Genomic DNA, 14838 nt, shown 5'->3' on the forward strand with positions numbered 1-14838 from the left:
ATGTCAATATTTTTTTCAAAAAAAAAAAAAAATATTTAAAAAAATATAATTAATATTATAATATTAATTATATAAATAATATTAAATATAAATATAATGAAAATTAAAACAAGATTCGCTCCTAGTCCTACTGGTTATTTACATATAGGTAATATTCGTACTGCTTTATATTCATGGTTATTTTCTAAAAAACATAAAGGTAATTTTGTATTACGTATTGAAAATACTGATTTTAAAAGATCAAAAGAATTTTTTGTTAAAAATATTCTTGAAATTTTAAAATGGTTAAATATTGATTGGGATGAAGGACCATATTTTCAAAATAAAAGAATAAATCGGTATAATAATGTTATTAATTATATGTTAAAAAATGGAACTGCTTATAAATGTTACTGTTCTCAAAAAAAATTAGAAAAAAAAAGAAATGAACAAATTGTAAATGGAGAAAAAATTAAATATGATAGAACATGTTATAATAATAGTATAAAAAAAAATAATAATAAACCTTATTCCGTAAGATTTCTTATACCTAATAATAATAAATATATTACATTTATAGATACAATAAGAGGAAAAATAATATTTAATAATAATGAATTAGAAGATTTTATTATTAAAAGAACAGATGGTATTCCTACTTACAATTTTTGTGTAGTTATAGATGATTGGGATATGAAAATTACTCATGTTATTAGAGGAGAAGAACATATTAATAACACTCCTAAACAAATACATATTATTAATGCTATTGGTGCTGATATACCTATATACACTCATGTATCTATAATTACTGATGATTTAGGGAAAAAAATTTCAAAAAGAAATCATAATGTAAATATTTTTGAATATAAAGAAAAAGGATATTTACCAGATGCTTTATTAAATTATATTTTACTTTTAGGTTGGTCTTATGGAAATAAAGAAATTTTTTCATTAGAAGAAATGAAAAAATTATTTAATTTAAAAAATCTTCATAAATCATCTAGTATTTTTAATATAAAAAAATTAAATTGGTTTAATAAACATTATTTAAGTAAATTATCAAAAAAAAATATGATAATTTATTTAAAATTATTCTGTAAAAAACATAACATTAAAATTGATAATAATCCAAGCATAGAAAATTTATATGAATTTTTTAAAAATAGATTAAATACATTAGATGAAATAAATAATCTATTTTATATTTTTTATAAACATTTAAATTATCAAAATAATTTTTTAATAAAAAAATACTTAAACTCAAATACTAAAATAATTTTAAATATTTTTTTAAAAAAATTGAATGATATTCAAATATGGTCTATAGATAATATAAATATTTTTTTAAAAAAAATTTCATCTAAATTAAATATTACTTTTCCAAAATTAGCGATGACTTTACGTCCAGCTATTACTGGTTTAATAAATACTCCTCCTATTAATAATATTATTTTTTTAATGGGTAAAAAAAAAATTATAAATCGCATTAAAAAATCAATAAATTTTATAGAAACAAATAACCAGTAAAATAATAAAATTTATTAAAAAAATAAATACTTAATTAAGTAAATTTATATAAAATTAAAATTAATATTAATTTCTTAATCTAGGTGTTATCAATTGTTTTTTTATTGAATTAGCTAATTCATCTAATGATGAATTTTCTGGGTAATCATTATCTAATGGTTCTCCTGATAATTGAGCTTCTGCTAAATAAGTATGTATAGGTTGTCCTGTATCATCTTCCATAACCACATGATACCATGGTTTATTACGTAATGTTATACTTTCTGCTACTTCATCAATTTTAGGATCACGCAAAGAATATTCCGGATCAACATCAACTATAACTCCTAAAAAACCTAATAATTTATGTCTTACTTGTTGACCAAGACCAAATTTACTAGTAATCATTATTAATGATCCTTTATAAAAATATTACAATTTTATTATTCTAATTATATAATAAACTTTTTAAAAATTAAATATTAATTTTAATTAAAACATATAAAAATATTATATAATTTTAAATTTTTTTTAAATAATATATATATATAATTTTTTATAAATAATATAGATTATATCTAATTTATTTTAAAATAAATATTTAAATACATTTTTAATAATTTATAGAGATTAAATTTATGACAACAAGACCCATTTTGGCTATTATAAATACTAATGCATTAAAAAATAATTTTAAAATAATAAAAAATATTGCATTTAAATCTAAAATTTGGTCTGTATTAAAATCAAATGCTTATGGTCATGGTATTAAAAATATTTTTCCAATTCTTAAAAAGAGTGATGGTTTTGCTGTATTAACATTAGAAGAAGCTATAATTTTACGAGAAAATGGTTGTAATAAACCTATTCTTTTATTAGAAGGTTTTTTTAGTAAAAAAGATTTATATTTTATTTATAAATACTATTTAACTATCACAATACATAATAAATGGCAAATTAAAACATTAATTAAATATAAATCATATTATCCTCTTAATATATATATTAAAATTAACAGTGGTATGAATAGATTAGGATTTTTACCTAAAAATATTAATAATATAATTAATATTATAAAAAATAATATTAATGTTTATAAAATTACATTAATGACTCATTTTGCTGATGCTTCAAAAAATTCTCATTTTGTATACAAACAATTAAATATTATAAAAAAAAATATTTTTAATTATAATAATTTTACTTGTTCTTTTGCTAATTCTGCAGCTACATTATGGCATCCTTATACACATTATGATTGGATAAGAATTGGAATTATTTTATATGGCGCTTCTCCTACTGGAGATTGGAAAGATATTTCAAAAAAAAAAATACAACCAGTAATGACTTTAAAAAGTAAAATAATATCTATTCAAAAAGTATCTTCAGGAGATACTATAGGTTATAATTGTAAATATTCTGTAAATACAAAACGTAAGATAGGTATTGTTGCATGTGGATATGCAGATGGATATCCTAGAAATATTACTAGTAAAACTTTTGTTTTTATAAAAGGTATTAAAACAAAAATATTAGGTAATATATGTATGGATGTGTTAGCTGTAGATTTAAAAAATATTCCTACGGCACAAATAGGAAATTCTGTAGAATTATGGGGAAATAATATAAAAATAGATAATGTAGCAAAATCTGCAAATACTATTGGATATGAATTAATGTGTTCATTATCTCCAAGAGTTCCTAGACTTCTTAAGTAAGAATTTTTTTTCTCATTTTTAAAATGAAAATATTAAATATAATAAAAACTTATATTTTAAAATTTTTAATTTTTTTAATATTTATTCTAGTAAATAATGGTTGAAATTTATTAATTTTTCTATTTATTAAAGGATGTTCTATTTCATAGAAATATAATTTTTTTCTTAAAAAAAATTCAGTTTTTTTAGATAAAATAGGCATTATCGGTTTTATATAAGTCATTATGACACGAAACATATTAATACCCATAGAACAAATATCTTGAACATCTTTTTTCTTAGAATTGCTTTTAATAAGTAGCCATGGTTTATGTTTATCTATGTAATAATTAGCTATGTCTGATAAAACTAAAATTTGTTTAATAACATGACTAAATTTACATTTAATTAAATAATTATGAATAATTTCTGATTTTTTTAAAAATTTTAAATAAAAAGATATATCAATTTTTTTAGATAAATTATTATCAAAACAATTATTAATAAAATATGCATTTCTAGATGCTATATTTACAATCTTGTTCACAATATCTCCATTAATTTTATTTACAAAATCAGAAAAATTAAAATCAATATCATTAATATTAGATGATAATTTAGAAGCATAATAATAACGTAAACTGTCAGAATCTAAATTATTTAACCAATTTTTTGCTGTAATAAAATTACCTTTAGATTTTGACATTTTATGTCCATTTAATGTAACATGTCCGTGAACAAATAATTTATTAGGTTTTCTAAAATTACTTCCCTCTAACATAGCAGGCCAAAACAAACTATGAAAATAAATTATATCTTTACCTATAAAATGATATAATTTTGTTTTTGAATTTTTTTCCCACCATTCATCAAAATTTAATTTTTTATTTTTATTACATAAATTTTTAAAAGTACTTATATAACCAATTGGAGCATCTAACCATACATAAAAATATTTATTTACACATTTAGGAATTTTAAAACCAAAATATGGTCCATCTCTTGTAATATCCCATGATTTTAATCCTTTTATAAACCATTCTTGTATTTTATTTTTTATTATTTTATTTACAACTCCAGAATTAATCCAATTTTTTAAAAAATGATTAAATTGTGGTAAATCAAAAAAATAATGTTGAGAATGACATAATATAGGAGTTGTGTTAGATAAAACAGAAATTGGATTAATTAAACTAATAGATGAATGAATAGATCCACAATTTTCACAATTATCTCCATATTGATTAATAGAATTACAATTAGGACATTGTCCTTTAACAAATCTATCAGGTAAAAATGTATTATATGCTGAATCATATAATTGTTGAATATTTTTTTTTTTTATAAAATTTTTTTTTTTTAAACGATTAAAAATTAATTTTGAGAAAAAAAAATTTTCATCACTATGAGTAGTATGGTAATTGTCATAACTAATATTAAAATTTTTTAAATCTAAAACATGTTCATGATATATTTTATTAATCATTTTTTTTGGTTTAATTTTTAATTGTTTAGCTTTTAACATGATAGGAGTACCATGAGCATCATCAGCACAAATAAAATATATTTCATGACCATTCATCCGATTATATCTAACCCAAATATCTGCTTGTATATGTTCTAACATATGGCCAAGATGAATACTTCCATTAGCATACGGTAATGCACAAGTAACTAATATTTTTTTTTTAAGTAACATAATGTTATATTCTTATATTTATAAGAAAATTAATAAAATTTTAAAATAATTAAACAAAAATTTTTATTATTAATAATAAATATTTTATGAAATAAAAAATTTTATTATAAAATTATTACATACAGGATATAATAAATATAAAGAAAAAATCAAATACAAATAACAAAAAAGATCTTCTTTTATAATATTTTTAGTAATAAGTGGTAATTTATATTTTTTTTTATATGGCCATAATAAAGGAACTCCTAAAGGAGTTAATATATCTGCAATAATATGACTTAAATAACCTATAATCAAACCAAATTTAACATAAATAATATGATTAACATGTAAATTTATAGAAAATATAATAAATCCAAAACTTATTACAGATAATAAACTATGTGTAAAACCTCTATGACCAAAAATTTTATTTATTACATAAGAAAAAATTTTTATTTTACTTCCTATAGTAGATTTAGGATTATCTATATCAGGTAATAAACATGTTACGATAGAAATAGGAATAATTCTCCACCAATCATCATGATACATTATTTTTGAAAAAATAAAATGTTGTATTAAAATACTACTAGCTATTGTAAATATTATATGTCCTTTAATAGTCATGTAATTTTGATCCAATAAAAAACTAAATTATTTTAACAATAATATTACTACTACTGATTTTTTTTATCATAACTTTTATTTTATCAGTAATTTTATATAATAATTTATTTTTAATAAATAACATACCTTTTTCTTGATTAATAATAATATTATTAATATATAATAATTTTTTAGGTATAAAAGCATATGCTCCATTCTCAATTAATCTTACTTTTATACCAATAAATACAATATCAATAATTTCAGCTTGAAAAACTTTATTACGAATTTCTATATTTTTAAAATATTCTGAATATAAAAAATTAGATAAATCTTTTTTTACTTGTTTATTTAAATAACGTTGAAAATTCATATTTATATATATATCTTTTAAAGGTTTTTCGATATTACTTGTTTTACTTATAATAGATTTAATTAACCTATGATTTATAATATCTCCAAATTTACGTATAGGAGATGTCCAAGTAGCATATCTTTTCAAACCCAAAGCAAAATGAGGACCCGGATTAATACTAAATAAAGTAATTAATTGATATTTTTTTATTTTATTTAAAATAAATTGTAAATTTAAATCATGTAATTTTTGATATACTGTTTTATATCCTTTTAAAGTTTTTAAAAAAGATGCATCATAATTTATATTATATTCATTTAATAATTTCATAATTTTATTTATTTTATTATTATTAAATCCATAATATGTATTATATATACCAAAACCTAAATTTTTATATAACATTTCGGCAGCACATATATTAGCAGCTATCATAATTTCTTCAATTATTTTATGAGCAATTCTTTTTTTTTCCATTAATATATTTATTATATTTCCTTTATTCCCAAAAATAAATTTATAATTTATATTATCAAAACATACAATATTTTTATAACTCCATTGTTTACGGAATAAATAAAATTTATGTAAAAAGATAATTTGTTTTTTTATTTCGTCATTTTTTGGTTCCCATGTTCCTATTTTTTCTAACCAATTTGAAACATTATAATAATTTAATTTAGCTTTTGATTTTATCCAACCTAAAAAAAAACTAGTTTTTTTAGATAAAAAACCTTTATGATTAATAATCATTTTACAAATTAAAACAGGTCTAATTTTTTTCGGATTTAAAGAACATAAATTTTCTGATAATAATTTTGGTAATAAAGGTATTGTTAAACCAGGTAAATAATTTGTAAACATTCTTTGAGATGCAATTTTATCTATTTTACTATCTTTTTTAATATAAGCAGAAGGATCTGCAATAGCTACATATATTAATAATTCTTTTGAAGATTTTTCTTCTATATATATAGCATCATCTATATCTTTCGTATCATGATTATCTATTGTAATAAAACATAATTTAGTTAAATCTAGTCTAGAAATATTTTTATCTAAAAATTTTATTTTTTGACATAAATTATTATTAGGAACATCAATTGGAAGATTATAATTTAATAATAAATTCCACCATGGAATTAAAAAATTATTATCCTGAGTAATTAATTTTGTTATTTCTGCTATAAATATAGAATCTCCTTTTAAAGGATGATTAATAATTTTAGCTATTACTTTATCTCCACTTTTTAAAATATTTTTTATGTCATTTTTTATGATACATTTAATAAAATTATTATATAAAAATTTCTTTTCTGGAATAATATAAATATTATTATTTTTTTTTTTAACTATACCTTTAAAAACATCTATACTTGATTTCAATAATTTAACTGGTATAACTTGTAATTTATTATTATTATGATGATCATATTTTATATCAGCTAATATATAATCTCCTAACATTAAATGTTTTAAATAAGAATAAGATATGTGATATATACAATTTTTATGTGTTTCTAAAATTCCTAATTTTTTATCTAATACCTTTACAATACCTTTAATTAAAGGTATTTTTTTTGAAAAATTTTTTTTAAGTCCTAAAAGTAATTTATTGTTATAAAACATGATATAAATTTAAATTTTATAGAAAATAGTTTTATTTAAAAATAATTAAAAAGGAATATCATCATCAAAATCTAAAACATCTTCATTTTTTTTAATTAATGATTCATTTTCATTTTCTTTTTCTAATAAATCAGAAATTTTTGTTTTTTCATTCCATTTATTTGGATTTTCTTTATTATTATCTTTTTTTAAAATATTAATTTTATGATTATTTTGTCGTGAATTTCCTAATATTTGCATAGTACCTCCTATACTTACAATTATTTCAGTTATATAATTATCTTGTCCATTTTGATTTTGCCATTTACGAGTTTGTAAAAAACCTTCAATATATACTTGAGAACCTTTTTTTAAATATTGATGAGAAATTTCCGCTAATTTACCAAATATTATTATACGATGCCATTCAGTTTTTTCTTTATTTTCTCCTGTATTTTTATCTCTCCAACTATCTGAAGTTGCGACCATGATATTGACAACTGGATTTCCATTAGGCATATAACGTATTTCAGGATCTTTACCTAAATAACCAATTATAATTACTTTATTAATACCTCTTTTACCAGCCATTACCTATTTCCTTATATTAATAAAATTTTAATATTTTAAACTTATTTTTATATATATTATTACATAAAAAAAATTAAAAAAATATTCATTATTATAATATATATTATTAAATTATTTTTTAAATAAATGTTTAATAATAAAACGTAATTTTTTCATCGCATTTTTTTCTAATTGTCTAATACGTTCAGCTGATATATCATAATAATTTGCTAATTCACGTAAAGTAGTTTTTTTTTGATTTTTATTTAACCATCTCATGTTAATTATATGACGACTACGATGATCTAATTTTGAAATGGCTATATATAGTTTATTTGAAATATATTTACTCCAATTATTTTTTTCAATTATATTTGCAAAATTAGAGTTATGATCTTTAAGAAAGAAAAGTGAATGAAAATTTATGTTTTTAAAATTATTTTTTAAATCAATATTATCGCTCATATCTTGAGCTGACATACGTAGTTCCATTTCACATACATCTTTAATAGAGACTCCTAGTTCTTTAGCAACTATTTTAATTTCATCTTGATTAAACCAACCTAACCTTTGTTTAGCTTTTCTTAAATTAAAAAATAATTTTCTTTGAGCTTTTGTAGTTGCTATTTTTACTATTCTCCAATTACGTAATACGTATTCATGTATTTCAGCTTTTATCCAATGAATAGCAAAAGATACTAAACGAACACCTATTTCAGGATTAAATCTACGTACAGCTTTCATTAATCCTATATTACCTTCTTGTATAATATCAGCTTGTTGTAAACCGTATCCAGAATAATACTTAGCTACGTGAATTACAAATCTTAAATGTGATAAAATTAATTTTTTAGCTGATTTAAGATCTCCATTATAATATAATTTTTCAGATAATTCTTTTTCTTCTTGAGAGGTTAACATTGGATAATTATTAGTAGTATAAATATAAGAATCTAATGTTCCTATAGGAACAGAAATTCTTAATCTAGAGGTAAATATATTTTTATACATTAAATCCTCCAAAAATTAAAAGATTAAAAATATAATTTTAACTTAATACAAATTTAAAATTAATAATTATTGATTTTCTGGAAAAATTTCTTTTATGAAATTTTTTGCATTAAATAAATATAAATCAGTAATTTTTTCTCCAGTACCAAAATATCTTATTGGAATATTAAATTCATCTGCTAAAGAAAAAATAATACCACCTTTTGCAGTACCATCAGTTTTAGTCATAATAATACCTGTTATTCCTATATTATTATTAAATACTTTAACTTGATTAATAGAATTTTGACCAATATTAGCATCTAAAACTAACATAGTTTCATTAAGAATTCCGTTATTTTTTTTTATTACACGAACAATTTTTTTTAGTTCTTCCATTAAAGAAATATTATTTTGTAATCTTCCTGATGTATCTGCAATTAAAATATCTACTTTATTTTTTTTAGCTTCAGATATTGCGTCATAAATAATAGCAGAACTATCTTTTCTTTTTATATTTTTTGAAAAAAAACTATTACTTTTATTACTCCAAGAAAATAATTGTTCATGAGCACCAGCTCTAAAAGTATCTCCAGATGCTAAAAAAACAGATTTCCCTTGTTTACGAAAAAAATACGCCAACTTACCAATTGTGGTAGTTTTTCCTGATCCATTTACACCAATAATTAATATCACAAAAAGTTTTTTTTGATTATTAATAATTAATGGGACTTCTACCGGAAGTAAAATTTTTAACATTTCAATTTTAATATATTTATATAATTGAGAAGAATTTTGTAATTTATTTAATTTTGCATATTTTTTAGTTAAATTAATAATTTTATTAGTAGTTTTTATATTTACATCAGAAATAATTAATGTTTCTTTTAATTTAGAAAATAGTTTTTCATCAATAACATATTTTTTTTTAAAAAGATTAATAATTTCCGTACCAATATTTTTACTTGTTTTAAATAATTTTTTTTTTAAATAACTGAAAAATCCTACTTTTTTTTTTTGATTATTTATAATTAAATTCTCTCTTTTTATCATTTTTTTATCAAAATTACTATATTATATAGTAAAAAATACTTGATATAATTAAATTATATTGTTATTAAAATAATATATCAAAATAAACTTTTAAAGTAATTAATATTTTTTATTTTTTTTATATAAATTATGAAAAAAAAATTTTTTTCCAATAATATTAATATTATTTCAGGGCAATTAAAAGGTAAAAAGATAAATGTAATTAATCATAAAATATTAAGACCTACAATGAATTTTATTCGTCATAATTTATTTAATTGGATAATGAATGATATATATATGTCAAAATGTCTAGATTGTTATGCAGGTACTGGTATTTTAAGTTTTGAATCTTTATCTAGAAATGCTCATTCAGCTACTTTATTAGAAAATAATAAAAAAATATTTAAAGAATTAAAAAAAAATATTTTTTTATTAAAAATAAAAAATATTTTTTTACTTTATAAAAATACTTTAAATTTTTTATCACAAAAATCAATTATACAATATGATCTCATTTTTATAGATCCTCCTTTTTGTAAAAATAATATTTTATTACAAAAAACTTGTATATTATTGGAAAAAAATAATTGGTTAAAAAATAATTCTAAAATTTTTATTCAATATAAGTCAAAAAGTAAAACATTTACTTTACCAGAAAATTGGATAATATATAGAAAAAAAAAATTTGGTATTGCTAGATATCTTTTATGTAAAAAAATTTAGTTATAAATAATATTTATGATTTTTTTATTAAGAATAAATATGGTATTTTACATATTTTCTTATGAATTATATTATAATTCATAAAATAACAAAAATGTTTAATATCTAAATTAACTAATTTATCATTAGTAATTATTAATAAAGTTTCATTTTTTTTCATATTAAGTGTAATTTTTTTAATAGTTATAATTGTTTGTGGACACTGCAATCCTTGTATATTTAAAACAAAATTTGCTTTTTTATAAAGATTATTTTTTTTAAACATATTTAATATATTATTAATAATAAATTTATATTAATTATTATATTATAATTAATAATTTTTTTACGAATATTATAATTAAATTTATTATTTAGTAATTTAAGGTTTATATTATGAATTTAGAAAAAAAAAAAAAAATAGCTATTGAAGATGCTATTATACAAATAGAAAATCAGTTTGGTAAAGGTTCTATTATGCGTTTAGGTGATAATAGAACTATGGATATAGAATCAATATCTACAGGATCAATATCTTTAGATTTAGCCTTAGGTATTGGTGGATTACCTATCGGTAGAATAGTAGAAATATATGGTCCTGAATCATCTGGAAAAACAACTTTAACATTACAAATTATTGCTCAAGCGCAAAAATTAGGAAAAGTATGTGTTTTTATTGATGCAGAACATGCATTAGATCCTATTTATGCTAAAAAATTAAATGTGAACATTAATAAATTACTATGTTCTCAACCAGATACAGGAGAACAAGCATTAGAATTATGTGATTCATTAGCAAAATCAGGAGTTGTAGATGTTATTGTTGTAGATTCTGTAGCTGCATTAACCCCAAAAGCTGAAATAGAAGGAGAAATAGGAGATTCACATATAGGATTAGCTGCAAGAATGATGAGTCAAGCTATGCGTAAACTAGCAAGTAATTTAAAACAATCAAATACATTATTAATTTTTATAAATCAAATAAGAATGAAAATTGGAGTTTTATTTGGAAATCCTGAAGTAACTACAGGAGGAAATGCATTAAAATTTTATGCTTCTGTAAGATTAGATATTAGAAAAATAGGTAATGTTAAACATGGAGATAATATTATAGGTAATGAAACTAGAGTAAAAGTAGTTAAAAATAAAGTTGCTGTACCTTTTAAACAAGCTGAATTTCAAATTATATATGAACAAGGTATAAATATTTATGGAGAATTATTAGATTTAGGAGTAAAAAATAAAATTATTGAAAAATGTGGATCGTGGTATAGTTATCAAAATGAAAAAATTGGACAAGGAAAAATAAATGCTATAAATTTTTTAAAAAACAATAAAACTAAATCTGATAAAATTGAAAAAAAAATACGAGAAATTTTTTTTAAAAAAATAACATAAATAAAATTTTTTATTTTATAAATTATTTTTATAAAATATTATTAAAAATCTTATAAAGATCTTTCATATATGAAAAATAAAATAAATGTAAGTGAAATGTTTTTAAATTTTTTTCATAAAAAAAAACATAAGATAATAGAAAGTAGTTCATTAATACCATATGATGATACATCATTATTATTTACAAATGCAGGAATGAATCAATTTAAAAAATATTTTTTAGGATATAAAAAATCTCCTTATTCTAGAATTACTACTATACAAAAATGTATACGTGTAGGAGGGAAACATAATGATTTAAAAAATGTAGGTTTTACTAACAGACATCATACATTTTTCGAAATGTTAGGTAATTTTAGTTTTGGAGATTATTTTAAAAAAGAAGCTATTACTTTTGCATGGGAATTATTAACTGATTCTAAATGGTTTAATTTAGAAAAAGAAAAAATATTTATAACAGTTTATTATAAAGATATAGAAACATACAATATTTGGCATAAAAATATTGGAATATCTAAAAAAAAAATATTTTTAATTAAAGATAAAAATAATACTGTTTTTAATTCTGATAATTTTTGGCAGATGTCTGAAACTGGTCCTTGTGGACCATCTACAGAAATTTTTTATGATTTAGGTAAAAATTTTCAAGGAAATATCTATAATTCTGGAGAACGTTTTCTTGAAATATGGAATATCGTTTTTATTCAATTTAATAAAAATTTAGATGGGAAACTAATTCCCTTATCTATAAAATCAGTTGATACTGGAATGGGATTAGAACGTATTAGTAGTATATTAGAAGGGGTAAATTCTAATTATAAAATAAATATATTTCAAAAAATTATTAAAAATACAGCTAATATACTTAAAATTAAAGATTTAGAAAATAATTCATTAAAAGTTATAGCTGATCATATTAGATCTTCTACTTATTTAATATCAGAAAATATTATACCAAATAATGAAAAAAGAGGATATATTTTAAGAAAAATTATAAGAAGAGCTATTAATCATGGTAAAATTTTAGGAGAAAACAAATTATTTTTTTATAAATTAGTAAAAATATATATTAATAATATTGATAATATGAAAGAAAAAATATTTTTAAATAAAAAATATAATTTAATTAAAAATATTATAAAAAAAGAAGAAAAAAATTTTAATGAAATTATTAATAAAGGAGAAAAATTACTATATTTAGAAATTAAAAAATTTAAAAATAAATATTTATCAGGAAAACAAATGTTTTATTTATATGATACTTTTGGTTTATCACCTGAATTAATAAAAAATATATGTATAAAAAAAAATATAAATATTAATGAAAAAGAATTTATTCAATATATGAATATACAACGTGAAAAATCAAGAAAGGATAATATTTTTATAAAAAAAAATATATATTATCAAAATCAGGATTCAAAATTTAATGGATATGTTAATTTTTGTTCTTATAGTAAAATATTAAATATTTATCATAATAAAACTTTAATAAATAAAATTAAGAAAGGAGATTCAGGAGAAATAATACTGGATATCACTCCTTTTTATGGAGAATCTGGAGGACAAATAGGAGATATAGGATATTTACAAAAAGATAAACAAAATATTTTTCAAGTAAATAAAACAAAAAAATTAGAAAATTTAATTATTCATAAAGGGAAAATGATATCAGGATCACTTAAAAAAAATGAAAATGTATATTCTAAAATAAATATAAAATATCGTATGATGTTAAGTAGAAATCATTCTGCAACACATTTATTACATGCGTGTTTACTTCAACTTTTTGGTAATATTATAAAACAAAAAGGATCTTTAATTACTGATAAATATTTAAGATTTGATTTTTTTTATAATGATAATTTAAAATTAAAAGATATTTTTAATATAGAAAAAATAGTTAATTATTATATATATAAAAATATACCTATAGAAGTATATACTGAAAAAACAAAAGAAATAAAAGATAAAAATATAATAAGAACTGTTAATATTAAAAATATTTCAAAAGAATTATGTGGTGGAACACATGTATCTAAAACTCAAAAAATTGGTTTTTTTATAATTACAAAATTTTTAAATATTGCAAATGGAATAAAACGTATACATGCGATTACTCATGATATTGCATTAGAATATATACAAAAACAAAATGAAAATGTTAAATTTATTGCTAATTTATTTAAAATAAAAGAAAAAAATATAATTGAAAATATTTTATTATATAAAAAAAAATTTTATACATTACAAAATAATTTAAAAGAATTAGAAAAATATATTTCTTGTCAAGAAGAAAAAAAATTATTAAAAAATAATATTTTAATAAATGATATTAATTTAATGATTAGTGGAATATATTATTTAAATCCAAAGATATTTAATTATATAATAAAAAATATTATAAATAAATTTGAAAAAACAATAATAATATTATCTACTAAATGGGAAAAAAAAATATTTTTGATTATAAAAATTACTTTAAATATTAGTAATAACATAAATGCTATTGAAATTATAAAAAAATTTTTTGATAAAAATATTTGCAAAATAACTGGATGTGCTAATATAGCACAAGCAAGTATTAATCTTAATAAAGATAAATATTATTTTTATTTATCTAAAATAAGAATATTTATTTTAAATAAAATAAATAAATTACATTAATATTAAACTTATTTTTAATAATTAATTAAAATATATAATTA

Annotated in this window: 13 protein-coding genes; 5 read left to right on the forward strand and 8 right to left on the reverse strand. The window is 18.8% G+C overall.

The genetic code is table 11. The features are described 5' to 3' along the window. Positions 1–96: 96 nt before the first annotated feature. Positions 97–1509: a glutamate--tRNA ligase gene (gene gltX, locus GJT90_RS00090; RefSeq protein ID WP_168919884.1), complete on the forward strand. Its 1413-nt coding sequence runs from the start codon at positions 97–99 to the stop codon at positions 1507–1509. Between the two features lie 66 nt (positions 1510–1575). Here gltX and hspQ read toward each other — a convergent pair whose 3' ends face one another. Beyond that, complete coding sequence (gene hspQ, locus GJT90_RS00095) at positions 1576–1896, reverse strand: heat shock protein HspQ (RefSeq protein WP_168919885.1); 321 nt, start codon at positions 1894–1896, stop codon at positions 1576–1578. 230 nt (positions 1897–2126) lie between these two features. Between hspQ and alr the strand changes: the two genes are divergently transcribed. Next, positions 2127–3206, forward strand: coding sequence for an alanine racemase (alr, locus tag GJT90_RS00100; protein WP_168919886.1), 1080 nt, complete (start codon positions 2127–2129; stop codon positions 3204–3206). 49 nt (positions 3207–3255) lie between these two features. Here alr and metG read toward each other — a convergent pair whose 3' ends face one another. From metG to ftsY, 6 genes are all read right to left on the reverse strand, one after another. Then, positions 3256–4884 carry a methionine--tRNA ligase gene (metG, locus tag GJT90_RS00105; protein ID WP_168919887.1) on the reverse strand — a complete coding sequence of 543 codons (1629 nt, stop codon included), beginning with the start codon at positions 4882–4884 and terminating at the stop codon, positions 3256–3258. A gap of 84 nt (positions 4885–4968) precedes the next feature. Further along, complete coding sequence (locus tag GJT90_RS00110) at positions 4969–5493, reverse strand: metal-dependent hydrolase (RefSeq protein WP_168919888.1); 525 nt, start codon at positions 5491–5493, stop codon at positions 4969–4971. A 22-nt stretch (positions 5494–5515) separates the two neighbouring features. Beyond that, positions 5516–7456: an exoribonuclease II gene (locus GJT90_RS00115; RefSeq protein WP_168919889.1), complete on the reverse strand. Its 1941-nt coding sequence runs from the start codon at positions 7454–7456 to the stop codon at positions 5516–5518. Positions 7457–7501: 45 nt separating this feature from the next. Further along, positions 7502–8026, reverse strand: a complete 525-nt coding sequence (gene ssb, locus GJT90_RS00120) for a single-stranded DNA-binding protein (protein WP_168919890.1) — start codon at positions 8024–8026, stop codon at positions 7502–7504. A gap of 111 nt (positions 8027–8137) precedes the next feature. Continuing rightward, positions 8138–9016, reverse strand: a complete 879-nt coding sequence (rpoH, locus tag GJT90_RS00125) for an RNA polymerase sigma factor RpoH (protein ID WP_168919891.1) — start codon at positions 9014–9016, stop codon at positions 8138–8140. 66 nt (positions 9017–9082) lie between these two features. Continuing rightward, on the reverse strand, positions 9083–10048 hold the full coding sequence (ftsY, locus tag GJT90_RS00130) for a signal recognition particle-docking protein FtsY (RefSeq protein ID WP_168919892.1): 966 nt from the start codon (positions 10046–10048) through the stop codon (positions 9083–9085). A 129-nt stretch (positions 10049–10177) separates the two neighbouring features. On the opposite strand from ftsY, the gene rsmD reads away from it, so the two are divergent. Next, positions 10178–10753, forward strand: a complete 576-nt coding sequence (gene rsmD, locus GJT90_RS00135) for a 16S rRNA (guanine(966)-N(2))-methyltransferase RsmD (protein ID WP_168919893.1) — start codon at positions 10178–10180, stop codon at positions 10751–10753. A gap of 13 nt (positions 10754–10766) precedes the next feature. On the opposite strand, the gene GJT90_RS00140 is transcribed toward rsmD, so the two are convergent. After that, entirely contained in the window at positions 10767–11018 is a 252-nt protein-coding gene (locus tag GJT90_RS00140; RefSeq protein WP_168919894.1) for a sulfurtransferase TusA family protein, read from the reverse strand. A gap of 110 nt (positions 11019–11128) precedes the next feature. On the opposite strand from GJT90_RS00140, the gene recA reads away from it, so the two are divergent. Together recA and alaS are read left to right on the forward strand one after the other, a co-directional pair. Continuing rightward, positions 11129–12130 carry a recombinase RecA gene (recA, locus tag GJT90_RS00145; RefSeq protein WP_168919895.1) on the forward strand — a complete coding sequence of 334 codons (1002 nt, stop codon included), beginning with the start codon at positions 11129–11131 and terminating at the stop codon, positions 12128–12130. Between the two features lie 69 nt (positions 12131–12199). Beyond that, the gene (gene alaS, locus GJT90_RS00150; RefSeq protein WP_168919896.1) at positions 12200–14797 is read left to right on the forward strand and encodes an alanine--tRNA ligase; all 2598 of its coding nucleotides are present in this window, start codon (positions 12200–12202) and stop codon (positions 14795–14797) included. The last annotated feature ends 41 nt before the right edge of the window (positions 14798–14838 follow it).

Source organism: Enterobacteriaceae endosymbiont of Donacia dentata (assembly GCF_012570745.1).
GTDB lineage: Bacteria > Pseudomonadota > Gammaproteobacteria > Enterobacterales > Enterobacteriaceae.